The organism is Marinobacter sp. (assembly GCF_039977835.1).
Taxonomy (GTDB): Bacteria; Pseudomonadota; Gammaproteobacteria; order Pseudomonadales; family Oleiphilaceae; genus Marinobacter.
The window spans coordinates 1-26,105 of record NZ_JBDWCL010000064.1 but is presented as its reverse complement, the minus strand read 5'-3'; the positions used below and the strand labels follow the sequence as shown (position 1 = coordinate 26,105).

The 26,105-nt window shown below is 58.3% G+C and carries 24 protein-coding genes; 10 read left to right on the top strand and 14 right to left on the bottom strand.

The genetic code is table 11. The features are described from left to right. Positions 1–7: 7 nt before the first annotated feature. The 3 genes from ABJM11_RS17935 to cysZ form a co-directional block, all read right to left on the bottom strand. Positions 8–2,461 (bottom strand): acyl-CoA dehydrogenase, encoded by a 2,454-nt coding sequence (locus ABJM11_RS17935; protein ID WP_348294244.1) that lies wholly within the window; start codon positions 2,459–2,461, stop codon positions 8–10. A 103-nt stretch (positions 2,462–2,564) separates the two neighbouring features. After that, complete coding sequence (gene rapA / locus ABJM11_RS17930; RefSeq protein ID WP_348294086.1) at positions 2,565–5,429, bottom strand: RNA polymerase-associated protein RapA; 2,865 nt, start codon at positions 5,427–5,429, stop codon at positions 2,565–2,567. A 35-nt stretch (positions 5,430–5,464) separates the two neighbouring features. Further along, the gene (gene cysZ / locus ABJM11_RS17925) at positions 5,465–6,220 is read right to left on the bottom strand and encodes a sulfate transporter CysZ (protein WP_348294085.1); all 756 of its coding nucleotides are present in this window, start codon (positions 6,218–6,220) and stop codon (positions 5,465–5,467) included. A gap of 84 nt (positions 6,221–6,304) precedes the next feature. On the opposite strand from cysZ, the gene ABJM11_RS17920 reads away from it, so the two are divergent. Continuing rightward, a complete protein-coding gene (locus ABJM11_RS17920) occupies positions 6,305–6,718 on the top strand; it encodes a VanZ family protein (protein ID WP_348294084.1) in 414 nt (137 codons plus the stop codon). A 423-nt stretch (positions 6,719–7,141) separates the two neighbouring features. On the opposite strand, the gene ABJM11_RS17915 is transcribed toward ABJM11_RS17920, so the two are convergent. Continuing rightward, positions 7,142–7,807: a 50S ribosomal protein L11 methyltransferase gene (locus ABJM11_RS17915; protein ID WP_348294083.1), complete on the bottom strand. Its 666-nt coding sequence runs from the start codon at positions 7,805–7,807 to the stop codon at positions 7,142–7,144. Positions 7,808–7,904: 97 nt separating this feature from the next. Between ABJM11_RS17915 and mnmH the strand changes: the two genes are divergently transcribed. The 5 genes from mnmH (at position 7,905) to ABJM11_RS17890 (ending at position 12,494) form a co-directional block, all read left to right on the top strand. Beyond that, positions 7,905–9,008: a tRNA 2-selenouridine(34) synthase MnmH gene (mnmH, locus tag ABJM11_RS17910; protein WP_348294242.1), complete on the top strand. Its 1,104-nt coding sequence runs from the start codon at positions 7,905–7,907 to the stop codon at positions 9,006–9,008. A 147-nt stretch (positions 9,009–9,155) separates the two neighbouring features. Continuing rightward, positions 9,156–9,989, top strand: coding sequence for a mechanosensitive ion channel domain-containing protein (locus ABJM11_RS17905; RefSeq protein WP_348294082.1), 834 nt, complete (start codon positions 9,156–9,158; stop codon positions 9,987–9,989). A gap of 169 nt (positions 9,990–10,158) precedes the next feature. After that, complete coding sequence (locus ABJM11_RS17900) at positions 10,159–10,716, top strand: YbaK/EbsC family protein (RefSeq protein ID WP_348294081.1); 558 nt, start codon at positions 10,159–10,161, stop codon at positions 10,714–10,716. A gap of 86 nt (positions 10,717–10,802) precedes the next feature. Further along, positions 10,803–12,089 (top strand): FAD-dependent monooxygenase, encoded by a 1,287-nt coding sequence (locus ABJM11_RS17895; protein ID WP_348294080.1) that lies wholly within the window; start codon positions 10,803–10,805, stop codon positions 12,087–12,089. A gap of 39 nt (positions 12,090–12,128) precedes the next feature. Next, on the top strand, positions 12,129–12,494 hold the full coding sequence (locus ABJM11_RS17890) for a histidine triad nucleotide-binding protein (protein WP_348294079.1): 366 nt from the start codon (positions 12,129–12,131) through the stop codon (positions 12,492–12,494). A 186-nt stretch (positions 12,495–12,680) separates the two neighbouring features. On the opposite strand, the gene phoU is transcribed toward ABJM11_RS17890, so the two are convergent. From phoU to ABJM11_RS17865, 5 genes are all read right to left on the bottom strand, one after another. Beyond that, positions 12,681–13,403 (bottom strand): phosphate signaling complex protein PhoU, encoded by a 723-nt coding sequence (gene phoU, locus ABJM11_RS17885; RefSeq protein ID WP_348294077.1) that lies wholly within the window; start codon positions 13,401–13,403, stop codon positions 12,681–12,683. A 32-nt stretch (positions 13,404–13,435) separates the two neighbouring features. Further along, the gene (gene pstB / locus ABJM11_RS17880) at positions 13,436–14,326 is read right to left on the bottom strand and encodes a phosphate ABC transporter ATP-binding protein PstB (protein ID WP_348294076.1); all 891 of its coding nucleotides are present in this window, start codon (positions 14,324–14,326) and stop codon (positions 13,436–13,438) included. A 10-nt stretch (positions 14,327–14,336) separates the two neighbouring features. Next, positions 14,337–15,614 carry a phosphate ABC transporter permease PstA gene (pstA, locus tag ABJM11_RS17875; protein ID WP_348294075.1) on the bottom strand — a complete coding sequence of 426 codons (1,278 nt, stop codon included), beginning with the start codon at positions 15,612–15,614 and terminating at the stop codon, positions 14,337–14,339. Continuing rightward, complete coding sequence (pstC, locus tag ABJM11_RS17870) at positions 15,607–16,995, bottom strand: phosphate ABC transporter permease subunit PstC (protein WP_348294073.1); 1,389 nt, start codon at positions 16,993–16,995, stop codon at positions 15,607–15,609. Before pstC ends, pstA begins: the two co-directional genes overlap by 8 nt. Before the next feature lie 148 nt (positions 16,996–17,143). Beyond that, positions 17,144–18,202: a substrate-binding domain-containing protein gene (locus ABJM11_RS17865; RefSeq protein WP_348294071.1), complete on the bottom strand. Its 1,059-nt coding sequence runs from the start codon at positions 18,200–18,202 to the stop codon at positions 17,144–17,146. A 194-nt stretch (positions 18,203–18,396) separates the two neighbouring features. Between ABJM11_RS17865 and ABJM11_RS17860 the strand changes: the two genes are divergently transcribed. Both ABJM11_RS17860 and ABJM11_RS17855 read left to right on the top strand, forming a co-directional pair. Then, positions 18,397–18,801 carry an acyl-CoA thioesterase gene (locus tag ABJM11_RS17860; RefSeq protein WP_348294070.1) on the top strand — a complete coding sequence of 135 codons (405 nt, stop codon included), beginning with the start codon at positions 18,397–18,399 and terminating at the stop codon, positions 18,799–18,801. A gap of 12 nt (positions 18,802–18,813) precedes the next feature. After that, positions 18,814–19,770: an arsenic resistance protein gene (locus ABJM11_RS17855; RefSeq protein WP_348294069.1), complete on the top strand. Its 957-nt coding sequence runs from the start codon at positions 18,814–18,816 to the stop codon at positions 19,768–19,770. A 6-nt stretch (positions 19,771–19,776) separates the two neighbouring features. Here the strand turns inward: ABJM11_RS17855 and ABJM11_RS17850 are convergent, their stop codons facing one another. After that, positions 19,777–20,574 carry an ABC transporter permease gene (locus ABJM11_RS17850; RefSeq protein WP_348294068.1) on the bottom strand — a complete coding sequence of 266 codons (798 nt, stop codon included), beginning with the start codon at positions 20,572–20,574 and terminating at the stop codon, positions 19,777–19,779. Next, positions 20,561–21,169, bottom strand: a complete 609-nt coding sequence (locus tag ABJM11_RS17845) for an ATP-binding cassette domain-containing protein (protein ID WP_348294066.1) — start codon at positions 21,167–21,169, stop codon at positions 20,561–20,563. The genes ABJM11_RS17850 and ABJM11_RS17845 overlap by 14 nt, the downstream gene beginning before the upstream one ends. Before the next feature lie 88 nt (positions 21,170–21,257). Between ABJM11_RS17845 and ABJM11_RS17840 the strand changes: the two genes are divergently transcribed. After that, positions 21,258–21,881, top strand: a complete 624-nt coding sequence (locus ABJM11_RS17840; protein ID WP_348294064.1) for a hypothetical protein — start codon at positions 21,258–21,260, stop codon at positions 21,879–21,881. 7 nt (positions 21,882–21,888) lie between these two features. Here the strand turns inward: ABJM11_RS17840 and arsJ are convergent, their stop codons facing one another. From arsJ to ABJM11_RS17825, 3 genes are read right to left on the bottom strand one after another with little or no spacing between them, the layout of a single operon-like run. Next, on the bottom strand, positions 21,889–23,082 hold the full coding sequence (gene arsJ, locus ABJM11_RS17835) for an organoarsenical effux MFS transporter ArsJ (RefSeq protein WP_348294063.1): 1,194 nt from the start codon (positions 23,080–23,082) through the stop codon (positions 21,889–21,891). A gap of 1 nt (position 23,083) precedes the next feature. After that, the gene (locus ABJM11_RS17830) at positions 23,084–24,088 is read right to left on the bottom strand and encodes an ArsJ-associated glyceraldehyde-3-phosphate dehydrogenase (protein ID WP_348294062.1); all 1,005 of its coding nucleotides are present in this window, start codon (positions 24,086–24,088) and stop codon (positions 23,084–23,086) included. A 43-nt stretch (positions 24,089–24,131) separates the two neighbouring features. Then, the gene (locus ABJM11_RS17825) at positions 24,132–24,896 is read right to left on the bottom strand and encodes a metalloregulator ArsR/SmtB family transcription factor (protein ID WP_348294061.1); all 765 of its coding nucleotides are present in this window, start codon (positions 24,894–24,896) and stop codon (positions 24,132–24,134) included. A 99-nt stretch (positions 24,897–24,995) separates the two neighbouring features. Here ABJM11_RS17825 and arsB point away from each other — a divergent pair, with 99 nt between their 5' ends. Continuing rightward, on the top strand, positions 24,996–26,063 hold the full coding sequence (arsB, locus tag ABJM11_RS17820; RefSeq protein ID WP_348294060.1) for an ACR3 family arsenite efflux transporter: 1,068 nt from the start codon (positions 24,996–24,998) through the stop codon (positions 26,061–26,063). Positions 26,064–26,105 lie beyond the last annotated feature (42 nt).

Genomic DNA, 26,105 nt, shown 5'->3' with positions numbered 1-26,105 from the left:
CCTCTGATCAGGCCGGATTGTGGTCGATCAGCGTGTCCTTGTTACGCGCGAACTCGTCGAACGGGAAATCGTCCACGGTCAGCATTTCCAGGACCAGCGCCTCGTAGTCGCGCATGAATTCGGCCTCTTCCGTGGTGAAGATATCCGCCTCCAGTGCGGCCTCGAAGCGCTCCTCCGGATGCAGTGCATCCATCGGCAACTGGCCCTTGGCATAGGCCTTGGTAACCTTGCGGTAAAGCTGTTCTGCCTTGTCGTAGTCTTTCAGCAGGCTGTTGTACTGGGCAATGGGGTTTTCAACCGCCCCCTTGCCTTCACCAGCCGTGGCCCAGGCGCCAGCCAACAGTTTTTCACGAACCGGGCTGTCGGTTGAGATCGCCCGGGCCAGTTTGCGGGCCAGATTGTCGTGAGGCTTGTCCCAGCTACGGCCCAATGGCATGGTTATGGCGCGCAGGGCCAGTGCTACCGGACGATTGGGCAGGTTCTGGAGAAACTCATCCATGGCATTTTCCGCGCGGTTGAGCAGCAGCGCCATGCTGTACTCCATCAGATCCCGTTCGCCATCCACCGGCTGTGTTTCATGCCAGTTCTTGAGCACCATGGAGGCCAGGTAAAGATTGGACAGCACGTCGCCGAGGCGAGCCGAAATCAGCTCACGCATTTTCAGCTCGGACCCCAGCGTAGTCATGGCGGCGTCGGCACACAGGCCAAAGGCCGCGCTGAAGCGGGCAACCCCCTGGGCATACCGGCGGGCCGCGTGGTCGAAAGGTACATCCGCCTTGCCAAGTCCAAGCGCCTGGGTAAAGGCGCGGGCGGCGTTGCCGAATATCAGCCCGGCATGACCAAAGAAGGCATCATCGAACGCGTCGATATCATCGTTGTCCTTGGCTGCCAGCTCTTTCAGCACGTAAGGATGGCAGCGAATCGCACCCTGACCGAAGATCATCAGGCTGCGAGTCATGATGTTGGCACCTTCGACAGTGATGGAGACTGCCGCTCCGCTGAAGCCGATACCCAGGTAATTGCGGGGGCCAAGCGTGACGGTTTTGCCACCGTGGACGTCCATGGCGTCTGTCAGGACACCGCGCTGGAATTCGGTCAGGTGGTACTTGAGAATCGCCGACGGCACCGCCGGCTTTTCACCCCTGTCGATCATATTTGCGGTGTGGTTAACCGCTGACTGGGCAATGTAGGTTTTGGCAGCAATGCGCGCCAGGGGTTCCTGCACGCCTTCCATATCCGCCACCGGGGTATTGAACTGGCGACGAATACGGGTGAAGCCGCCTGCCGTACCCACCGCGTAGGCAGCTGCGCCGGCCGCACCGGATGGCAGCGTAATACATCGGCCCACGGAGAGGCATTCAACCAGCATGCGCCAGCCCTGCCCCGCCATTTCCTGGCCACCGATGATGTAGTCCAGCGGGATGAACACATCGGTGCCCTTGATGGGGCCGTTCATGAACGGCGTGCCGATTGGGCAATGACGGCGGCCGATTTCCATACCCTTGGTATTCCGGGGGATCAAGGCACAGGTAATGCCATAGTCCTTGGTATCGCCCAGCAGGCCATCGGGGTCGAACATGCGGAAGGCCAGACCCACCACGGTGGCCACCGGCGCCAGGGTAATCCAGCGCTTCTCGAAATTGAGCCGCAGGCCCAGCACTTCCTTGCCTTCAAATTCACCCTTGCAGACGATACCCGTGTCCGGCAAGGAGGTGGCATCGGAACCAGCACGCGGACCGGTAAGTCCGAAGCAGGGAATTTCACGACCGTCCGCCAGGCGTGGCAGGTAATGGTTCTTCTGCTCGTCGGTGCCGTATTTAACCAGCAGCTCGCCGGGGCCGAGAGAGTTGGGCACACCCACCGTAACCATCAGCATCTCGTTGGCCGCCAGCTTCTGCAGCACCGCCGTCTGGGCCTTGGCGGAGAAGTGCAGGCCGCCATATTCCTCGGGAATGATCATGCCGAAGAAGCCTTCCTTCTTGAGGAATTCCCACAACTCGGCAGGCAGATCGGCACGTTCAACCGCCAGGTCCCAGGCGTTGCACATGGAAATTGCCTGGGTGCACTGATTATCGACGAACGCCTGTTCCTTTTCTGACAGGCCGGTATTACGGTTGATCAGCAGGTTGTGCCAGTCAGGACGACCGGTGAACAGCTCCCCGTCCCAACTGACGGTACCCGCCTCCAGAGCCACTTTCTCGGTGTCTGAAACCTTGGGAGCGACTTTCTTGAACATTGCAAACACCCGCGGAGTCAGCCAGCTCTGGCGGAAACCGGGCAGGCCGGCGGCCGCTGTGATGGCTGCACCAATGAACAGGACCAGCGCCAGCACGCCCGAAGCGAAGAACAGGGAAAGCAGGCCCGTCACTACCATGACCCCGATGGCGGGTTTGGCACCGGACTCGTTGCGCAGTACAACAAGGAGCCCGGCAACAGCAACAAGAAACAGTATGAAAGTCATCATGGATACTCTCTGTCGTCCGTGGTTTTGAATGTCAGAAACTACAATTTGTTACGTTCAACCTACCTGATCAGATGATTTCTGACCAGCAACTGGTTCACCATCAGGCAGTTACAATGACCCGAATACCTTCCAGAGACAAACTGGCCTGGCCCAGCGCCGTCTCCGCCGCCGTCAGTTGCTCCCGGAAAAACCCGATCTCGTCATCACGGATGGCCGGGTTTACCTTCTGCATTGCCTCCAGGCGCCGGATTTCTGGTCCAAAGACCTCCCTGACCCTGGCCAGGGCAGCCGCTCGCAGGGGCTCCAGTTGTGGCTCGGCCAGACGTTCTGCATGGTCAACCATGGTTTCCACCTGGGGGCGTACCTGGGGCACGATGGCCTGTGCGGTGCGCCTGCGAATGTTGGAGCACATGTCATTGAGCCTGTCGTGAGGCAGTGTTGCCGAGAGATCCCGCCCGTTCACGTCCACCAGCAGCCGCAACGGCGAAACCGGCAGATAGCGTGACAACTGCAGCGACTCCGGTGCCGGGCAATGCACCGTGAACAACGCCTCCAGCAACAGGGTGCCTGGAGGCAGGGCCTTCACCGTCATGCTGGCCAGGGCCGCCTTCCCCAGGCCGGAACTGGTGACCGACTCCATCACCCCGGTCACCAGTGGATGTTCCCAGCTCATGAACGCCATATCTTCGCGTTCAAGGGCCTGCTGACGGCTCCAGGTAACGGTCATGCCGTCTTCCGGCAATTCTGTCACGTGCCCCGCCTGGTATTGCTCTCCCGGACGCAGCACATCTGCATGCTCTGAGTGATCTTCCACGTCCACACCCAGGATGTCGCACGCCTCGATCATGTAGTCCCGTACCCGGGCCGATTCTTCCTCGGCCTCAATCTGGCCAATCAGTGCGTCCGCCACCTCCGGCCGGCAGGAATTGAGCTCGATCAGCGCATCCCTGCCATTACGCAGCAGGGTGCGCAGGCGCTCCGCCTCTTTCTGTGAGGCATCCAGCAGCGCCGGCAGCTGATCAGCCTGACCATCGATGGCAGCCTGCCACTGCGATGCAACGTGATCATGTACAGCAACACCCACGGAGCAGCTTTCGTTAAACGCATTCAATCCTTCTTCAAACCAACGGTACTGGATCTCCTGCGCAGTTCCCTGCAGGTAAGGAATGTGTATGTCGATGGTATCTGTCTGCCCGATACGATCAAGGCGGCCAATCCGCTGTTCCAGCAGGTCCGGGTTGGCAGGCAGGTCAAACAGGATCAGATGATGGGCAAACTGGAAATTTCGCCCCTCACTGCCGATTTCCGAACAGATCAGCGCCTGGGCGCCCTGCTCGGTATCGGAGAAATAGGCAGCGGCCCGGTCCCGCTCGATCAGGCTAAGATGCTCGTGGAAGGCGGCACTGCGGATGCCGGCTCGCAGTTGCAGGTAGTCTTCCAGCGCCATTGCTGTCGAAGCATGGGCGCAGATCACTACCACCTTTGCCGGCTTCAGTCCCGCCAGGGTCTTTTCAAGCCAGGCCACGCGGGGGTCTTCCGCCAGCCATTGTTCCTCGTCCATGGCTGTCTCGGGGGTCAGCCCGGCAACACCATGGCACAGGTCATGCTCCTGATAGGACTCAGGACAGGACAATGCAGCCGGTAACGGGTGGCGTTCAGGGAAGCCCTTGATGGCTGCACGGGTATTCCGGAACAGCACACGCCCGGTGCCATGGCGGTCCAGCAGGGCGTCAATGACCGCCCGCTCCGGCTGTTGGGCTGACATCAATGCATCAAGTTCATCGCCCAGCCACTCCTCCAGGGAACGTCGGTCCTCGCCGGAAAGGGCCGTTATCCCCTGCTCATTTATACGGGACACCACCCGGTTGATGACTTCGTACTGTTTCTCCTCTTCCCTGAATGCCTCCAGATCGTGGAAGCGCGCTGGGTCCAGCAGGCGCAGGCGGGCAAAATGGCTGGCCACACCCACCTGTTCCGGCGTTGCTGTCAACAATAACAAGCCATTACTGGCCGCAGAGAGCTGCTCTACCAGACGATATTCCGGGCTGGCCGCTTCCGGGCTCCAGGCCAGGTGATGGGCTTCGTCCACCACCATCAGGTCCCATCCGGCAGCAACGGCATCCGCCTGGGCCTGTTCACTGGACATCAGGAAATCCAGGCTGCAAAGAGCCAGCTGCTCGCTTTCAAACGGATTCTCGTCAGCGTCGGCCGGGTCGTCGTCCTCCTCTGGCAGCTCTGCAAAGTCTTCCATGGCCTCGTAGCGACCCTGATCAATGATCGAGAACCGCAGGTTAAACCGCCGCAGCATTTCCACCAGCCACTGGTGAATCAGGGAATCCGGCACGACAATCAGTACCCTGCGAGCACGGCTGGTATGCAACTGGTAATGCAGGATCAGGCCAGCCTCGATGGTCTTGCCCAGACCCACTTCGTCCGCCAGCAAGACCCGGGGCGCATAGCGGGTGGCTACTTCGTGGGCAATATAGATCTGGTGCGGCAGGTGCTGGGTACGCGCGCCGATCAGGCCCTGGGCCGATGATGCCCGAAGCCGGTCCTGGTGCTGTGCCGTCGCCACCCGCAGACGGAACGCACCATTGCGATCAAACTGGCCCGCAAACAGGCGCTGGTGGGGCGCCGAGAAATCCACCACGCTACTTAGCTTCACTTCGGAAATCTGGGTCAGGTTTTCACTGCCGTCCTCGGCGTGGTACATCAGCACGCCCCCGAGGTCTTCAACCGCGCGCACCACGTAGCGCTCGCCCTCAAAGGTCTCGATTTCCTCACCAATCTGATAGATGATCCGCGAAAGCGGGGCATTATCGATGGCGTAGGTACGCTCCTCGTCTGCCGCGGGAAAACCCAGGGTGACCCGGCGGCCGGAAATCTCCGTGACAATCCCGAGCCCAAGTGCTGTATCACTGTGACTGACCCAGCGCTGGCCAATGACAAATTCCGATGTATCCAAGAAACCTCCGACAGATTCAGCTTGCTTTAACGGCGTTATACGTCTGTGTTCGACGGGCCGTTTTCACGCACCCAGTAGGCAGTTGCCCCGCAAACCGCTGCCGGGACCACCACCAGATTAAGTACCGGAACCATCGCGGCCAGCGCAACTGGCAGCCCGAACCCAAGGGCTGACAGGCGGGTATCCCCAAGCAGACGGCGCAGCGCGGGAAAGCTGACCCGGTGATTGTCCGCCGGGTAATCCACATACTGCAACGCCATCATCCAGCAGTTGAAGACAAACCAGAGTACCGCCGCCACCAGATTCACCACCGGGATAACACCGATGATAAACAGGCCGATCGCCCTGGGCAGGTAATACATGATTTTCTGGACTTCACGCCAGAGCGCCCGGGGAATGTCCCGGATAATCTGGCTCCAGCTATCATCCGTGTTGACCTCTTGCCCGGTCAGGTGCTTTTCCGTCAGTTCGGCAAGATAACCGTAGAAGGGAGAGCCGATCAGATTGGCCACAATCACGAACCCGTAAGCCAGCATTAACAGAATCACGGCACCGTAGAGAATCCAGAACAGCCAGTCGAGGCTTTGCAACCAGGCCCAGTCCGGCAGCCAGCCCATGGCGGCGGCGATCATGGTAGTGAAAAGTTCGGCCAGGAAATAGAACAGGAGGCCGAACAACAGAATATTGATGACAAGAGGGATAACGACGAACAGCCTCAGCCCCGGCTGCCGTATCAGCCGGAACCCCTCTCCGAGGTATCCCAGGCCACGGAAAAAGTTTCCTTTCAACATACCTCGCAGCACCTCAGCTTCAATGACAGTGACGGGGCGCAAAGCATATCATGTTGCAAACTCCACCACAGCCCGACGGTGTACATGGGATTTCTGACACAGCGCATTCGTTTTCTGCTTGATTATCAGCCATTCTGGAGGGCCACGCTGGTAGTTTCTGCAACTGCCATTCTCTATCTGGCGACCACAAGCGAACCCTACCCGGTTCCTTCTTCGGACAACGACAAGCTGAACCATCTGCTGGCCTTTCTGCAATTGACCATCGTCACACGCCTGGCCTGGCCCGGCCTGAGCCGGATCTGGATAGCCTGCGGCCTACTTGCCTTTGGCGTTACGATTGAAGTCGTACAGGCCCAGTTACCCTATCGCACCTTTGCAGTGGCCGACATTGTGGCGGATGCCGCTGGCATTGCCATCGGCCTTCTGCCCTGCCCCGCCTTCATCCGGCGACGAGCCGTGAAAGACTGCGAAAAAACGGATGTGCGAGATACGCCCTGAGTCTTGTGAGATATTTCCTACAAAGCCGTAAGCTCATGCTGCTCTGTTACGTACGCTTACATAACAGAGGTCGGGCATAAATTGATAACTTATTGATACAAAACGATTTATCGGTTTTGTAAAAAGATTGTAACCTTCCTGACATGCATATTTCACTCACTTATAACATTTCAATTGCTATAGTGATCACATCAAGGATGACAGGGAAAAGGACGACGCACTGGATGCACCCCTGCAACTGGACGCAGGGAGAGGCAAGGACACAGGGATGCCTCGCTTAAGGGAAACCTAATCGGATCGCCGGCTCGGACGCCGGCCCCAGGGAGTGGCAAGGGAATACGGCAACGGGATGGTTGCCCACCGCGCACGGAGGCGCCTGTTCCGAAAGAGGGTAACCGAGAGGTTGCCCTTTTTTTTGTTTATCTATCCGGCCGCCCCCTCTGTTGCCTGATAAATCCGGACCCGATTGAACTCCTCGAACTCGTGCAGGTCGGGCCAGGTACGAGCTTCGATGACCGTTTGCTGCCGGTACCGCTCATCTCCCAGATCCCTTATCCGCGAATCGGCCAGCAACACCCGAGGCGCAGCCGATGTGAAGACGGACAACAGGGGCCGGTTATCCGGGTCATACAATACGTCCGCCGCGGTCACAACTCCCACATTGCTTGGCCGGCTGTTCCAGCCATCACACAGAGACACCTCTACGCCGTTCAGCCTGGCATTGGCTCCCACAGCATCCAGTGCCGCCGGGTCGATATCACAGGCGATAGCCTCTCGCGCCCCGGCCATAGCTGCGGCAATCGCAACAATGCCCGAGCCGGATCCAAAGTCCAGAACCGTCTCGCCCCTGACCAGATGAGGATTGGCCAGAATATAGGCCGCAAGGACCTGGCCACTGGCCCAGCAAAACGACCAATACGCAGGTTCGGCCACTACGGCCTGGGCTTCATCGTGACTGATCGGGCCTTCCAGAACCGAAGGATCGAAAAGATACAGCGAAATGTCAGGACATCCCGCCGGAGCTGTGGCTGCCACCCGTCCACGGCTCAGCGTTTTTGCGAGGTGCTGGTCAAGAATGTCAGGGATCATGGATACTCCGGAGCACAAGCCAGGGGGGCATTGTAAGCAAAAAAACCTCATGTCCGTTATACTGCTGCCTCATTTCCAGCACGAACCCGAACCTGTCATGCCGTCCAGACCCGATACCAGCGACTACCTTTCCCTGTTTCTCAACGACGTGCCGTTGATGGACGTGCGGGCCCCCGTCGAGTTCAGCAGAGGCAGTTTTCCCGGTGCCGTCAACGCACCCCTGATGAACGACGAAGAACGCCACAGGGTGGGCATCTGCTACAAGGAAAAAGGACAGGACGAAGCCATCAGGCTTGGCCACCAACTGGTTTCCGGAGATATCAAAGCCCAGCGCCTTGACGCCTGGCGGCGCTTCACCGCAGATAATCCGGACGGCTACCTGTTCTGTTTTCGTGGTGGCCTGCGTTCGCGTCTGAGCCAGCAGTGGCTCCGTGACGCCCGCATCGACTACCCACTGGTTACTGGTGGTTACAAGGCAATGCGCCGCTTCCTCATCGATAGCCTGGAAGCACTGATCAAATCGTCCGGATTTGTCATTCTCAGCGGCCGCACCGGTACCGGTAAAACCCGGGTGCTGCAACAACTGCCAAATCCGATAGACCTTGAAGGGCTGGCCAATCACCGGGGCTCCAGCTTCGGACGACAGGTAACACCCCAGCCCTCGCAGATCGACTTCGAAAACGCTCTGGCCGCTGCCATGCTCAAGGCACATCACCATGTTGGTGGGCCGATCTGTCTGGAAGACGAGAGTCGACTGGTGGGCCGCTGCGCCTTGCCGGAAAGCCTGCGGGAACGCATGGCAGAAGCTCCGCTGATGGTGCTCGACCAGCCTGTTGAGGAACGGGTCAGGATTATCCGGGAAGATTATGTCGACCAGATGACCACGGACTACGCCCTCCGGGACGGCGAGGAGGCCGGCTGGCTCAACTTCCGCGATTATCTGCTCAGTGCCCTGGACCGGATCCGCAAGCGTCTCGGCGGTGAGCGCCACAGCCGGCTGCGACAACTGATGGAGAATGCCCTCGATATACAGGCAAGGACAGGGGATCGGAGCGCGCATCACCAATGGATTCAGGGCCTGCTGGAGGACTACTACGACCCGATGTATGACTACCAGTTGAGCCAGAAAGAAGGCCGGATTGCTGTGCAGGGTGGGCCAGAAACCATCACAGAGTGGGCCACTCGCAGATCTGAAACGTAAATCGCCGTTGCCCAATCGGGCATGGCGGTTACACGTTTGCCATAAATCTCTGCTATAACAGGGGCAGCCATACCACTTCACCCGATTGCCGTTGAACCGGGCAGGATTCAAGACACAAACAACCAATTTCGAACAAGGAGTCACTGAATGGAAGATCTTCTGGGACAGAATATAGATGCCACAGAGCTGTGGGATCAGGCCATAGCGCTTATCATGACGTACGCCCCGAAATTCTTGCTGGCCATTGTTACGCTGGTTATTGGCCTATGGCTGATTAATCGCTTCATTGCCGTGCTCGACAAGAAGCTCGGCGCGAAAGACCCGACCCTGAACAAGTTCCTTTGCGGCCTGATAAGCGCCATTTTAAAGATCATGCTGCTGATCTCGGTCGCCTCCATGATCGGTATTGCAACCACCTCGTTCATTGCCGTCATCGGTGCCGCCGGCCTGGCCATAGGCCTGGCCCTTCAGGGCAGCCTTGCCAACTTTGCCGGCGGCGTGCTGATCCTGATCTTCAAGCCCTTCAAGGTGGGCGACACCATCGAAGCCGAGGGTTTCCTTGGCGCGGTCGCCGAGATCCAGATCCTCTACACGGTGGTGAACACCTTCGACAACCGTCGTATCGTCATCCCCAACGGCAGCCTGTCTAACGCAACGCTCGTAAACGTCAGTATCTACGACAAGCGCCGATGCGACATGACCTTTGGCATTGGTTACGGTGATGATATCGACAAGGCCAAAGCCATTCTCCAGCGCCTGTTCGATGAGGATGAACGCTCCCTGAAAGATCCGGAACCCCGTATCTGCGTGGCCGGGCTGGGCGACAATTCGGTCAACCTGATGTTCCGTCCCTGGGTTGCCACCGATGACCTCTGGCCGTACTACTGGGACATGCACGAGAAGGTTAAGAAGGCGTTTGATGCCGAAGGTATCACTATTCCCTTCCCTCAGCGGGATGTGCATGTCTACAAAACCGAGTGATCGGTATCTCAACAACACATTCTGTAACTCGCATTCTGAGCGGGCTCAACTAAGCTGACCAATATGGCGGGGCGCTCGAACACCGGCGCCACCGTCAGTCCACCGGAGCCGGGCACACAGAAACCATCGGTTCCAGTAACGCTGTCATTGCTGGTAGGAGGTTGTCACGATGCCGGTACAGCAGTTGAAGGAATACCTCGACCAGGCAGGCACCGAGTACATGTGTCTGTCCCATCCCCCTGCCTTTACCGCCCAGGAACTGGCCCACCACGTCAAGATAGCCGGTGACCGGGTGGTAAAAACCGTGATTATCGAACTCGACGGCAAGATGGCCATGCTGGTCATGCCGGCAACCTGGCGAATCCGCTGGGACCGGTTAAGCCATATTCTCGATACCGACTTTGTTGACCTGGCGGACGAACAGGAATTCCAGGACCGCTTCCCCGAGTGCGAAGTGGGCGCCATGCCTCCGTTTGGCAACCTCTTTGATATGTCGGTGTACTGTGCCGAAGCCCTGACCCGGCAACCGGAACTGGCCTTTGCCGCCGGCACCCATACCGAGTCCATTCACATGAAAACCGAGGACTTCCTGAACCTGGTCCACCCCATGGTTCTGGAGCAGGGCTTCGTCAAGCCCGGGGCTCAGAAACCGGCGTGGCTGAAAGGCCGCACCCGCAGAGCAGAGTCGCTGACAGACAGCCCTACGGCCAACGTCGCGGGTTACTGACAGCACCAACAGGCGCTGGTCTGATCCGGGCCGCTTGTCTGAACGCGCCCATCGCGTAAACTGGGCCTATCAGACAGGAACCCGTTATGACCCAAGCCTTTGATGTTGTTATTGTTGGTGCCGGCATGGTCGGTGCTGCCCTTGCCACCGGCCTTGGCAGCAGCGGCTTTCGCGTTGGCCTTGTGGACCAGGGGGCTGCCCCCTCCTACGATCCGGGTCAGTCTCCTGATATCCGGGTATCAGCCCTGAGTGCTGGCAGTGAACGCTACCTGACCGAGCTCGGAGCCTGGCCAGACATCCTCGCGATGCGGGCCACCCCCTATTCCCGCCTGGCCGTATGGGATGAAGCCGACCACCCGCTGAGTAGCGTACTGTCCCGCAAGATTGCCGAGGTGGTGTTCGACGCCCGCCATCTGTCCGCCAGCCATCTTGGCCATATTGTAGAGAACCGCATCACCCAGCAGACACTCTGGAACAGCGCTTCTGCACAGCCGTCGGTCACCCTGCTTGCCGGCCACACCGTCACCAGCCTCAATAATGGCGCCGACCAGGCCACGGTGACACTGGACGATGGCAGAGAACTGACCGGTGAACTGGTGGTAGGCGCGGACGGCGCCAACTCCGGCGTTCGCAGCCTGGCCGGCATTGGCGTCACCCGCGACCAGTACCAGCAACAGGCGATGGTGATCTCCGTGCGTTACCAGGGCGCGGCACAGGACATTACCTGGCAGGGCTTCTACCCCAGCGGCCCACGAGCCTTCCTGCCCCTGCACGCTGGCGGCAATGGTGAAAGCTGGGCCTCGCTGGTGTGGTACGACTCCCCGGAAGAGCTGGCGCGCCTCAAGTCACTGGACAACAGCGTACTGATGGCGGAAATACAGAACGCATTTCCACCAGAACTGCCTTTGCTGACGCATATTGATGCCAGAGCCAGCTTCCCGATAGCACGCCAACACGCCAAAAACTATGTCAACAATCGCGTAGTGCTTGTTGGCGACGCCGCCCACACCATCAACCCGCTGGCAGGCCAGGGCGTTAACCTCGGCTTCCAGGACGCCCGCTGCCTTCAGTCCGTTCTGCGCGAGGCCAGGCGTGCCGGCAGCAACCTGGCGACACCAGCACGACTGGCCGAATACGAACAGCAACGCCGCCCCGCCAACCGCCGCATGATGCTGGCCATGGACGTGTTCTACCACCTGTTCAGCAATCGCACACCACCACTGCACCTGCTACGTAATCTGGGACTGGGGGCGGCCAGGGCCATGCCATTTGCCAGAAACCGGGTGGCCAAATACGCTATGGGTATCGACGACGAACTGCCCCCGGTCATCCGCCAGCTGGCGGAGCGGTTACCAGGATTCAGACAACTGTAAGCCGCTGTTCTGGCAAACATTCACCAAAAGGGAAACACTATGTCGGAAACAATCTTCACCAAGATCATCAACCGCGAAATTCCGGCGGACATTGTTTATGAAGACGACACCAGCCTGGCCTTCCGGGACATCAACCCCCAGGCACCGGTACACCTGCTGATCATCCCGAAAAAGGAAATCGCAACAATCAACGACATCGAAAAAGATGATCGCGAGCTTGTCGGCCATTTGTACTGGGTGGCTGCCAAATTGGCAAAGGAGATGGGCTTCGCCGACGACGGCTTTCGGACAGTGATGAACTGCGGAGAGAACTCAGGGCAGACGGTGTTTCATATCCACCTGCATCTCCTGGCCGGCAAACCCCTCGGGTGGCCGCCCTATACCGATAAAATGAAGCAGGCCTGATGGTCTCAAAGCCAGGCGATATCTGCGAGGTTTGCAAAGCCGGGCCGGGGCCACTGTTCAGGACCGTGGAGCGCCAGGGATGGCGCGACCGAGCCCTACAGGGACGTAGTCACGGGCGTGTCCTGAACAGTGCCCCCGGCCCGGCGGAAACATCCAAACCAGAAGACTACAAGGGCAAAACCGGACTCAGCGGCCAACCACCTTCTCGGCCTCTTCCACCGGCGTATGCCGAACATCCTCGCCCTTGACCATGAAGATCACGTTCTCGGCGATGTTACAGGCATGATCCCCCACCCTCTCCAGCGCACGCAGAATCCACATCACTGACATACAGCGGGAAATGTTACGGGTATCTTCCATCATGAACGTCAGCAGTGTGCGCGTGGCGGCCTGGTACTCCTCATCCACCCGCTTGTCTTCCTTCATGATCCGCAGTGCCTGCTCGGAATCCAGGCGGGCGAAAGCGTCCAGGGCATCGTGCAACATGCTCAGCACGTGGTTGCCAATGTGGCGCACCTCCACGTAGCCGCGGGGTGCCTGGCCTTCCTCTGACAGTTTGATGGCAAACTTGGCGATTTTCTTGGCCTCGTCACCGACACGCTCCAGGTCTGCCACCATCTTGATGACCGAAATCACCAGTCGGAGATCCCGCGCGGTAGGCTGTCGACGGGCGATGATCAGCGTGGCTTCCTCGTCGATCTCAATTTCCATCTGGTCGACTTTCTTGTCAGTGGCTCGGACTTCATCCGCCAGGTGGCCGTCGTTCTCCACCAGTGCAGTGATGGCACGGTCCACCTGGGATTCCACCAGGCCGCCCATTTCCAGGAACTCGCTTTTCAGCGCCATCAGCTCGTCATTGAACTTGTGCGAAATATGATCGCCGTAAACATCGTCCTTTTTCGTTGGCATAACTCGTTTCTCCAGTGTTCAGCGTACCGGGCTCAGCCGAAGCGGCCGGTGATGTAGGATTCGGTGAGCTCGTGCTCCGGCGAGGTGAAGACCTTGTTGGTTTCATTCACTTCAACCAGATGCCCCAGATGGAAATATGCGGTTCGATGAGACACACGCGCCGCCTGCTGCATGGAGTGCGTCACGATCACGATGGTATAGCTTTCGGACATCTCGGCAATCAGCTCTTCCACACGTGCGGTGGCAATCGGGTCCAGGGCGGAACAGGGCTCGTCCATCAGGATCACTTCCGGACTGACGGCAATGGCACGGGCGATGCACAAACGTTGCTGCTGACCACCGGACATGCCGGTTGCGATCGAATCCAGGCGGTCTTTCGCTTCGTTCCACAGCCCGGCTTTGCGCAGACTGTTTTCCACGATTTCGTCCAGGTCGGACTTGCGGTTTGCCAGGCCGTGAATCCGGGGGCCATAGGCCACATTGTCGTAAATGGACTTGGGGAAGGGATTCGGTTTCTGGAATACCATGCCCACCCGGGCACGGAGCTCGACCACATCTCTCTTCGAGTGATAGATGTCCTCATCATCCAGCATCAGTTGCCCTTTGATCCGGCAGATATCGATACTGTCATTCATCCGGTTAAGGCAGCGCAGAAAGGTGGATTTACCACAACCCGATGGCCCGATGAATGAAATCACTTCGTTCCTGGCAATATCCAGGCTGATATTCTTGATAGCCCGGTCGGCGCCATAGGAGACATCCACATTCCGGAGCTTGAATTTGGGGTCGTCGGCAAACGGTTTTCCAACGGTCTTGCCTTCTTCAAGTACCGTATCCTCTGGCTTGTCTTCAGGCACTGTAATTGCTGCTCCCTGGTCTGTCGTATTGGCTTCCGCAGAAATACTGGGGTTCATCGTGTTCATAACATTCTCCTTACCAGCGACGCTCGAGGCGCTTGCGCAGCCAGATCGCCAGTGCATTCATACTGATCATGAAGGTGAGCAACACCATGATGGCGGCAGAGGCCAGCTCTACGAATCCTTGCTCGGAACTGCTTGCCCAAAGGTAAATCTGTACCGGCAACACCGTGGCTGAATCGAAAAATCCGTTCGGTATATCCACAATAAAAGCCACCATACCGATCAACAGCAACGGGGCCGTCTCACCCAGGGCCTGCGCCATGCCGATTATTGAACCGGTCAGCATGCCGGGCATTGCCAGTGGGACCACATGATGGAGCACCACCTGCATCTTGGAGGCGCCAATACCCTCGGCAGCCTCGCGTATGGAGGGTGGCACACTCTTGATGGCGGCGCGGCTGGAAATAATGATGGTCGGCAATGTCATCAGCGCCAAAACCAGGCCGCCCACCACGGGCACGGAGCGGGGCATACCGAACAGACCTATGAAAACCGCGAGACCCAGCAGACCGAAGATGATCGATGGCACCGCGGCCAGATTGTTGATGTTTACCTCGATAAAATCGGTAATCTTGTTCTGGGGTGCAAATTCTTCCAGGTAAACGGCCGCTGCAATACCCACGGGGAACGAGATGGCGAGGGTCACCAGCATGGTCAGCAGAGAGCCGACAATTGCACCAAGAACACCCGCGTTGGCCGGCTCCCTGGAGTCACCCCGGCTGAACAGCACGTCGTTGAAGCTGGTATCGATCACCCCTTTCTCCAACAACTCGTCCACCCAGCGTTGCTGTTGTTCGGACAGTTTGATGCTGTACCGGGGATTGTCCGCATGCTTGACGTATACCGACACCCGATCGTGGGCCGGAAACTCGATTGTTTGGGTGGTGTCCAGAAGCTCCGGATTTCTGGTCAGCAGATCGCGGACCTCGCTGGCTGCATAGGTACCCAGAAAACGACCGAGCTCGCGTCTTTCGGCCGCGCTGTCCGCCTCCGGAATATGCTCCTGCAATGCGGCGACGATCGGCGCAACAAAATCCGCCATGGAGCGTTGATCCTCGTCGGTTGGATCATCCAGATACATCATCCCCGAATCGAGGTTCACCTCCAGGGTGATCGTGGTTTTTACGAACCCGGTATGTCCCTTGCTGATAATGTCGGCAAACAGGATGAACAGAGACGCCAGTGCAATGAAAATCGCCAGCAGACCGTACAGACGGAATCGGCGTTCCTTGCGGTACCGGCGCTTCAGGGAATTGCGGACAATGTCCGCCTGAGAACCTCGATCAGTCATATTGTTCCCTATATTTCCGGACAATCTTGAGTGCAACCACGTTAAGCAGCAGCGTAACAATGAACAGCAGCATACCCAGGGCGAACGCCGACAGGGTCTTGGCGCTGTCAAACTCCTGGTCACCCACCAGCAGTGTTGCAATCTGAACGGTCACTGTTGTCACCGACTCCAGCGGATTAGCCGTCAGGTTGGCCGCCAGCCCAGCCGCCATCACCACGATCATTGTTTCGCCAATGGCACGGGAGGCCGCCAACAGGATGCCTCCAATGATGCCCGGCAGGGCCGCCGGAAAAATCACCTTCTTCATGGTTTCCGACTGTGTGGCACCCAGTGCCAGTGAGCCATCGCGCATGGTCTGCGGCACTGCATTGATCACGTCATCCGACAGCGACGACACAAATGGCACAATCATGATGCCCATCACCAGCCCGGCAGCAAGCGCGCTCTGTGAAGAGGCTTCCAGCCCCACCATCTGGGCAACGTCCCGGATAAACGGGGCAACGGTCAATGCCGCGAAAAAGCCGTAAACTACGGTTGGAATGCCCGCCAGCATTTCCAGTACCGGTTTTACCGTTGAGCGCATTCGCTTACTGGCATACTCAGACAGGTATATGGCAGAGAGCAGGCCCACGGGAACGGCAACCAATAAAGCAATGGCAGAAATCAACAGAGTACCGGTAAACAGCGGGATAACACCAAAGGCACCCTCGGAACCCACCTGATCGGCCCGTAACGCGGTTTGCGGGCTCCAGGTGGTACCAAACAGAAACTCGGTAATCGGCACTCTGCCAAAGAAACGTACGGTTTCCAGAATCACCGAAAATACAATGCCTGCAGTGGTCAATACCGCCAGCGCGGCACATACAAAGAAAATCCGACGCAGGGTTGTTTCAACGTTTTTTCTGGCGTTTACATGGGGTGCGACGCGGGTCCATGCAAACGTTCCCCCCAGTACGGCGATCAGAATAACGAGGACAGCCTTGAAGTTTTCGCTCCGGCTTTCCATGGTTTCAAGCAGCGAAGCAGCGCCTGCTATATGCTCCGGCACGAACTCAGGATTGAGTTTGCCCGCCGCCACGTTGCTGATCTGGGAGAGAATGAGGCTGGCCTGCCCGGCAGATTCCGGCCAGGTATCCTGCGGCAATGAGGCGATCACAATGCCCTGGATAACCCTGCCCTCGAAACCGGCCCAGACTGCCAGCACAACGAGAGCCGGGATGGCGCACCACAGTGACGCTCGCGCCGCATAGTAGAAAGGTAGTGCCTTCAGGTTCCGGATGCCGCCCAGGGGTGCCGCCACGGCCCGGGATCGCATGTATGCGAGGCCATAGGCAACCACTGCAAGAACCAGAACCAGGGGCAGAAGATTAGCCGTCTGCATATCAGTCTCTGTATTGATGGCTTTAAATTCGCTGGGCGACTATTTTGCCAGTTTGTCGCGCCAGAATATTCATACGAACGTAACAAAGAAACGCGGACCCGATGGCCCGCGTTCCTTCTTCGTCATCCCTGACGCTCTCTGGTACGGCTTAGAGCTCGTTACCAGTCATCGGCTTCAGTTCCTTCGCCGCCTTGGCAATCTTCATGCGCTCACTGCGCGGGTTGGGAATCAGGCCTACATCGACCAGATAGCCATTGTCGCCCCAGGCAGCTTCGCTGGTAAATTCAGCAACGTATTCCTGGATGCCAGGAACCACACCCACGTGGGCCTTCTTGATGTAGAACCACAGTGAGCGGGCAACCGGGTACTGATCGCTGGAAATGTTCTCGGGAGTCGGTTCAACGCCGTTAATGGTCGCAGCCTGGATCTGGCCGGTGTTTTCCATCAGGAAGCTGTAGCCGAAAATACCCAGCGTTTTCGGGTCCTGGGCCAGGCGCTGAACGATCAGGTTATCGTTTTCGCCGGCTTCGATAAACGGGCCATCCTCACGCATGCTGTGACACACGCTCTTGAACCTGTCCTCGTTCTCGTCTTCCATCTGCGCAATCATATCGAATTGCTTACAACCGCTCTCCATGGCGATCTCGACGAATGCGTCACGGGTGCCGGAAGTCGGAGGCGGCCCCATCACACTGATTTCCATATCCGGCAGGCTTGAGTCAATCTCGCTCCAGTTCATGTACGGGTTGGCAACCAGTTCATCACCGCCGTCGGGATCTGGTACTTCCTTGGCCAGTGCCAGAAAGACCTGTTCCAGACTCAGGTCAATCTTATCCGCATCCTTGGAGTTGGCCATAACAATACCGTCGGCACCGATACGTACTTCGGTGATTTCCTTGACGCCATTGGCCTGGCAGTTATCAAACTCGCTTTTCTTCATACGACGGGAAGCGTTGGTGATGTCCGGGTGCTGAGTGCCAACACCTTCACAGAACAGCTTCAGGCCGCCACCGGAGCCCGTGGATTCAAGCTTCGGGGTCGGGAAATCAGTGTTACGACCAAAACGCTCGGCAACCACGGTGGCGAACGGGTAAACAGTAGAGGAGCCGACGATATTAATGGTGTCGCGGGCCATGGCCGGTGTCGATACGGCGGCAATGCTGCCTGCCAATGCCACGGTTGTAAGGGCTGTTTTAAGGTTGATCACGTTGAGTCTCCATTTGTCACTTTGACTTTATTTACGGGTTTGCTTCACCGATGTGTGAACAATAAAGGCCGTCTGTGACAAGTTTGTTACAACTACTGAAATATAGAACAGCGCGTTCAATTTTTCTTGCAGACGCCGCGCAGGCCGCTAACATGCGCAGTACTAAAACAATTCCAGACCAGAAAGGTTCATTCATGACAGCGCTTGATGACGATAAGCCCACCCCCCGGGGTGAACTGATCATTCAGATAATTCCCCTGCCCTCGGACACCAACCCCAATGGCGATGTGTTCGCCGGCTGGCTGGTCAAGCAGATGGACATTGCCGCCGCTACCATGGCCGGGCGCATTTCCCAGGGCCGCAACGCGACAGTTGCCATGGACAGGATGGAGTTCCTCTCGCCGTTGCGGGTTGGCTCCCAGGTTGGCTGCTATGGCGAGCTGGTCGAAGTGGGTCGCAGCTCGATGAAAATCAACATTGAAGTCTGGACCCTGGACCGCTCTGCCAAAGCCCCACGGAAGGTGACCGAAGGGCTCTTCATTTATGTTGCTATTGACGAGCATGGCCGTATTCGGGAAGTCCCCTCACAGAACCGCTGAGCCGGTGCCCTGATGAAAGATGTGCTGGAGCGGTATCAAGTCTGGCTTTATCTGGCAACGATCATTCTGGGTATGATGACCGGCTGGATCTGGCCTGCGGTCGCGGACGCGTTTGACGTTCTGCTTTGGCCGGCGCTGGGCATACTGCTTTATGCCACCTTTACGCAAGTGCCACTGACCCGACTGGCAACGGCCATCCGTGACAGGCAGTTCAATGCTGCCATGGTAACGGGCAATTTTATCATCATGCCCGCCTTCGTCTGGCTGCTGCTGTTCCTTGCGCCGGCAGACCCTGCCATGCGTCTTGGCATTGCGCTGGTGCTGCTGGTGCCCTGCACTGACTGGTTTATCAGCTTTACCCACCTTGGCGGCGGGGACAGCAGCAGGGCCATCGCAGCCACTCCGGTTCTGCTGCTTCTGCAAATTCTGACACTCCCGGTTTACCTCTGGCTCTTTCTCGGCGAGGAGGTGGCCAGTGCGAACCTGACCGCGCACCTCGTTCCCGTCTTCTTCGGGCTGATCATTACGCCATTGGTGCTGGCCTGGCTTACCGAGAAAACCGTTGAAAAAAGGCCTGCGCTTGCAGGTTATATCCACTACCTGGGCTGGCTGCCGGTGCCGGCCCTGGCTATGGTGGTTTTTCTGATTGCAGCATCACAGATCGCCCTGGTGCTGGAGACCGGGCGCATGCTGCCTCATTTGCTCCTGATTTTTTCAGGTTATCTGCTTGCCGCCGCGCTGGTTGGCAAGCTGCTAAGTAATGCCTTCCGCCTGCCCGGCGCACGGGGACGGACCCTGACCTTCAGCTTTGGCACCCGCAACTCCTTTGTGGTACTCCCCTTTGCCCTGGCGTTGCCCGACCTGTGGGCACCGGCCGTCGTGGTGGTCGTATTCCAGTCACTTGTGGAGCTGTTCGGTATGACCGCTTACCTGAAGTGGTTACCGCGGATGTTCAGGGCACCAGACTGACCGGCATCAGGAACTTACCAACCGGTCCAGCCGTAAACGCTCACGATCATCAAACAGCCGGCGGCCACCCCAGGCAACCGCGATCAATGCACCGAAGCCGGTGCCGACAGTAATGATCAGCATGACCAGAATCTGGTACTTCACCGCCACCGCCGGCGGGCTACCGGCAAGGATCTGTCCCGTCATCATGCCCGGCAGGCTGACAATGCCGGCCGCCGCCATGGCATTGATCGATGGCATCATGCCGCTGCGCATGGCATCCCTGCGGATATCCTCCAGCGCTTGCTGCCAGGTCTGTCCCAGCATCAGCCGGTTTTCGATGACCGCCCGCTGCCGCCAGGCAGATTCATTAAGACGATCCAGGGCCAGACTGACGCCGGTCATGGTATTGCCGAGCATCATGCCCAGCAAAGGGATGGCGTATTGGGGGGCGTACCAGGGGGTGGGCCCGATGACCACGGTGAGGGCCAGGACCGTGACCGTGAAAGAAGAGACAAACATCGCTCCGGTACCAATACCAAAAGCCCACCAACCATGCAGTCGGCGGCCCTGACGGGCCACCACTTCGCGGCCGGCGACCATCAGCATGATGACGGCAAGAAGGGCAATCCAGTAAAGTTCAGAGGAAGCAAACAGGGCTTCCAGTACCAGCCCGATCAAGGCCAACTGGATGACAGTTCGAGTACCGGCAATCAGCAGACTGCGGGTAATACCCAGGCGGGCAAGATACCCGGTCCCGGCCAGTGCCAGAATCAACAGAGCCGCCAACCCCAGTTTCCACCAGGCAAGGTCAATCACCTCCATGGACAGGCTCCAGTCTGGTTCCGTGAATCCGGTAGTGGGCCTCTGCCACACGATGAATCTGACCAGGGTCATGGGCGACCCAAAGGGTAGCGATATGCCGCCGCCGAATCTCCTCAAGCAACCAGGTTTCCAGGGCTTCCGTGCTGCTGCCATCCAGATTGGCAGTCGGTTCGTCCAGCAACAGAGCCTCCGGCTCCAGAGAAAGCGCCCGCCAGAGGGCCAGCCGCTGACGCTCGCCGGAGGACAGCCGACTAACCGACCAGCCCATCACCTCGGCCGGGAATCCCAGAGCCGACGGCAGTCGCGAACCGTCGTCCTCTGGGAAATGCCCTCCCACCTCATCAAACCACCACTGGCTGTCAGCCGGCACCATCACCACCCGGCTCCGCCACTGATGGGCAGGCATGTCTTGCTGACGGGTGCCCCCCAGATAAATGCCACCATCATGAGGTTCCAGATCGGCCACTGCCCTCAGCAGGCGACTTTTGCCACTGCCGGAGGGGCCGGACAGGCAAACGATCTGCCCGGCAGGCACCACCAGTGACACTTCAGTCAGGGCGCCAACACTGACGTTTTCCAACAAAAGTTCTGTCAAAATAGGTTCACCAGGGCTTGCAGAATCCATAATGGTTACACCATTGCAGAGGATTTTGCCAGCAACCAGCCATACAGAGCGGGCATGTATGAACCTCCGAACTTTCACAGCGGTCCTATTCGCCCTTACCCTGCCAGCGCCAGCGGTGGCAGAGGTTGGCTTGTCGCCATTTGCAGGCTTTCGCATGAGCAGCTCGGTGGATATCGAAACGGCCGGGGCCAGCGCCGACGATCAGATCCACTTCCGGGATGCCCCGAGCCAGGGGCTGGCACTCAATTTTGACCTGGCCGAACCGGGCAAGCAGGGGGAAGTTTACTTCAGCCGGCAAAGTACCGCCGCCAGGCTGGACAACGGCCTGTTCGCCCCGGGCGTCGAGTCCATTGATCTTACGATCTACCAACTCCAGTTCGGGGGGCTCTATTTTCCGGGCGGGGAAAGCTACGGTGGGTTTGTCTCCGGCGTGCTGGGCGTTACCCGCCTGGAGCCGGAGGACTCGAGATACGATAACCACCACCGGGCAGCTCTGTCGCTCGGTGGCGGCTATCAGTTTTTCCTCACCGAACAACTGCGCCTGCGGCTGGATCTTCGCGGCATTTACACCGCGCTGAACTCGGGAGGCTCGGCGTTCTGCTCCGGCGGATGCGCGCTCAGGTTTCGCAGCGACGGCTACCTGCAGGTGGAAGCCGGCGCAGGATTGGTCATGCGTTTCTGAGGCCGGCTCACGCCACTGCGGGCCGTCTCTCGGGCAATAACAAAGACAGTAGCGCTGCCATGGCCACCAACGCCGATGATATCCACAGACAGGCTTCCAGCCCGTAGGCCTGGTAAACCCAGCCGGACAGAATCGTTCCCAGCAGGCGACCGGCGGCATTGGACATGTAGTAAAACCCCACATCCAACGACACGCCATCGCCTCGGGCATAGCTGACAATCAGGTAGCTGTGCAGCGAGGAGTTAATGGCGAACAGCACCCCGAACAACAGTAATCCGCCCACAATCACAACCTGTGGCGGCCCGCCTGCCATCAGGCCCCCGGCAATGGCAGCGGGAATCAGAGCCAGCGCAGCAGCCCAGAGCACCGCGGGTTGTTTGCCTTCCATATTGCCAGTGATGCGCGGCGCAATGGTCTGGATAAAGCCATAGCCAATGATCCAGCTGGCCATAAAGCCGCCCACTTTCCAGAAGTCCCAGCCAAAGACCGTGTGCAGGTAGACCGGCAAAGCCACCACAAACCAGACATCCCGGGCACCAAACAGGAACATCCGCGCCGCCGAAAGGACATTGATAGCCCGGCTCTTGGAAAGAATCTCGCTGAACTTTGGCTTGGCCTTGCTTTTGCCCAGGTCCTGCCCCAGCAGGAACAGGCTGGCGAGCCAGACAGCGCCCAGTGCCACCGCCATGATAATGACGGCACCTTTGAAGCCGGCCGCCATCAAAAGCACACCACCAAGGAAAAAGCCGACGCCTTTCAAAGTGTTCTTTGAGCCGGTAAGTATCGCCACCCATTTGTACAGGGTGCCCTGGTGCTCGTCCGGCACCAGCAGCTTGATGCCACTCTTGGCAGACATCTTGTTCAGATCCTTGGCGATACCCGAAAGCGCCTGGGCAGCCATCACCCAGGGCACGGTAAGCATGGCCGCGGGGACCGCCAGCATGCCCAGTGCCACTATCTGCAGGAACAGTCCGATGTTCATGGTGCGGTTCAGGCCCATTCGGGCGCCCAGATACCCACCCACCAGATTGGTAACCACCCCGAAAAACTCGTAGAAAATGAACAACAGGGCAATTTCCAGCGGCGAATAACCAAGCTGGTGAAAATGCAGTACCACCAGCATCCTCAGAGCCCCATCCGTCAGGGTGAAGGCCCAGTAATTGCCGGTGATCACCAGGTACTGTCTGATGGCGGCGGTCATATCAGGCGGAACCTACCTTGCGGGCCAGCTCCGCAGTGCGGTTGGCGTAACCCCACTCGTTATCGTACCAGGCGTATATTTTCACGTGGGTGCCGTTGACCACCAGGGTGGACAGGGCATCGACAATGGAAGAACGGGGATCGGTCTTGTAGTCGATGGACACCAGCGGTCGCTCTTCGTAGCCCAGAATGCCTTTCAGTTCGCCCTCGGCGGCTTCTTTCAGCAACCGGTTCACCTCGTCTCTATCCGTGGGCTGGTTCACTTCGAACACACAGTCGGTCAGCGACGCGTTAATGAGCGGAATCCGCACCGCATGGCCATCCAGACGGCCCTTGAGTTCCGGAAAAATCTCGATAATGGCGGTGGCGGAACCGGTGCTGGTGGGAATCAGCGAACTGCCACAGGCCCTGGCACGACGCAGGTCTTTGTGGGGCGCGTCAATGATGGTCTGCGTGTTGGTCAGACTATGGATAGTGGTCAGGGAGCCGTGTTTGATCCCCAGGTTCTCATGAATCACCTTCACCACCGGGGCCAGGCAGTTGGTGGTGCAGGAAGCTGCAGTGATGATCCGGTCGTTGGCCGGGTCGAAGATGTGGTCATTCACTCCCAACACGATGTTCTTCGCCCCGGCTTCCTTCACCGGCGCGGTAACCACCACGCGCTTCACGCCCTGATCAAGGTAGCCCTGCAGCACCGCCACCTTCTTGTTCACGCCACTGGCCTCGATGACCAGATCACAGCCGGACCAGTCAGTCTCGGCAATGGCCCTGTTGTGGGTTACGCGGATGCGCTGGCCATCGATCACCACATCATCGCCATCGGCGGCGGCTTCGTGGCCCCAGTGGCCATGCACACTGTCAAAATTCAGCAGGTGCGCCAGGGTGTGGGTGTCTGCCCCGGGATCGTTAATGGCGACAAATTCCAGTTCCGGCCAGCCCCAGGCTGCCCTCAGTGCCAAACGGCCAATGCGGCCGAATCCGTTAATACCAACTTTGATCTTGCTCATGATGTTCTCCTTGCGGGATTCGCAATCCGTGGAATGTGTCCGATCAGGGGCACTGCACTACCGGGCGATCCGCCATGGCCTGCAACCTGGCCAATGGTTGCTCAACCAGTGCAGCATTGTTGTGTGCGGTTTCCTCCAGAACCCGCAACACCCAGCCTGGCAGGTACGGGTTAAGGTAATAATAGACCCATTGGCCCCGGCGCTCCGTTTCCAGCAATCCCGCGTCACGTAATGACGCCAGGTGGCGACTGACTTTCGGTTGGGATACGTCAAAAGCCTCAGTCAGTTCGCATACGCACAGTTTTTCCTCACCCCTGATCAATAACAGGGCAGCCAGGCGAAGCTCATCGGCCATCGCTTTGAAAATACTCGCCGGGTTGAAGCTGGCAGGTTTCAGGTTGGTCTCTTTCTTATGGACCAGGGTGAACAGGCCGATGCGCTCCTTGAGCTCCTTGAGCGTCAACGCAAAGGTGAGATGGCGGTTGCTTTCGGCAGGGTCCGGGAAGTCCCAGGCAATCTGCTGGGCTTCCGAAGCCACCGAGACGCATTCCCGCGCAGCCTTTTCACACAGGGTGATTACGTAGTCCCAGTAGCGGCCCTGCAGCTCTTTCAGGGACTTGCTGTAGAGCCCGTCGACAGAAACACCCGCTTCGTGCAATACCTGCAGTGCCATAGGATGGGGCTCGGCAGGTTCGGTGCCGGCACTGGCCACCTCGAACCGGTCACCGGCCATATGACGGAGCAGGGCTTCAGCCATCAGTGAGCGCGCACTGTTGGCAGTACAGACAAACAGGACTCTTCTCTTCATATGATATTCCGTATATTCGGATTGCCATATATTCATTTTTTGCGATAATAGCCCACCAATATGACAGCGTAAAGTCAGCAATATGGAAAGAGGTAGGCCATGACCAGCAATGCCGAAGCTACCAATGAAAACCTCAGCGGTGGCATGGACCTGTTCGGGAAATATCTGTCAGTCTGGGTAGCTCTGGCCATCGTCGCCGGAGTGGCTCTGGGTCAGTTGGCCCCCGTGGTGCCGGAGACATTGTCCCGTTTTGAATACGCCCAGGTGTCCATCCCCATCGCCATTCTGATTTGGGCCATGATCTTCCCAATGATGGCGCAGATCGATTTCAGTGCTGTGGTGGGCGTACGCAAGGAGCCCAAAGGACTGGCTATTACCACCATTGTGAACTGGCTGATCAAGCCGTTCACCATGTTCGCCATCGCCTGGTTTTTCCTGATGGTGGTATTCGAGCCATTCATTGCCCCGCAACTGGCCAGCGAATACCTGGCCGGCGCCATCCTGCTTGGGGCCGCACCCTGCACCGCCATGGTGTTTGTCTGGAGCTACCTGACCAAGGGTGACGCTGCCTACACCCTTGTGCAGGTGTCCCTGAACGACATCATCATGCTGTTCGCCTTCGCGCCCATTGTGGTGTTCCTGCTGGGCATCTCCCACATTCAGGTGCCTTGGGACACGGTCCTCCTTTCCGTTGTGCTGTACATCGTCATTCCGTTAACTGCTGGCTACCTCACTCGCCGCATCCTGATCGCAAAGCGGGGGCAACGCTGGTACGACGAGGTGTTCATGAAGCGCCTTGGCCCGGTTACACCGGCAGCACTGATCGTAACCCTGGTGCTGCTCTTTGCGTTCCAGGGCGAAGTCATTCTGAACAATCCGCTGCATATCGTGCTGATTGCGGTGCCACTGATCGTGCAGACCTTCCTGATTTTCTTCCTGGCCTACGGCTGGGCACGATTGTGGAAAGTCCGCCATTGCATCGCAGCACCCGGCGCAATGATCGGCGCCAGTAACTTTTTCGAGCTTGCGGTGGCGGCCGCTATCGCCCTGTTTGGTCTACAATCTGGAGCGGCCTTAGCGACAGTGGTTGGCGTTCTTGTTGAGGTGCCTTTGATGCTGGTTCTGGTTCGGATTGCCAATCAAACCCGGGGGCGGTTTCCGGCCTAGTTAGGGGCCGCTCAATAGGTCCACTTTTAAACAAAAGCGAAC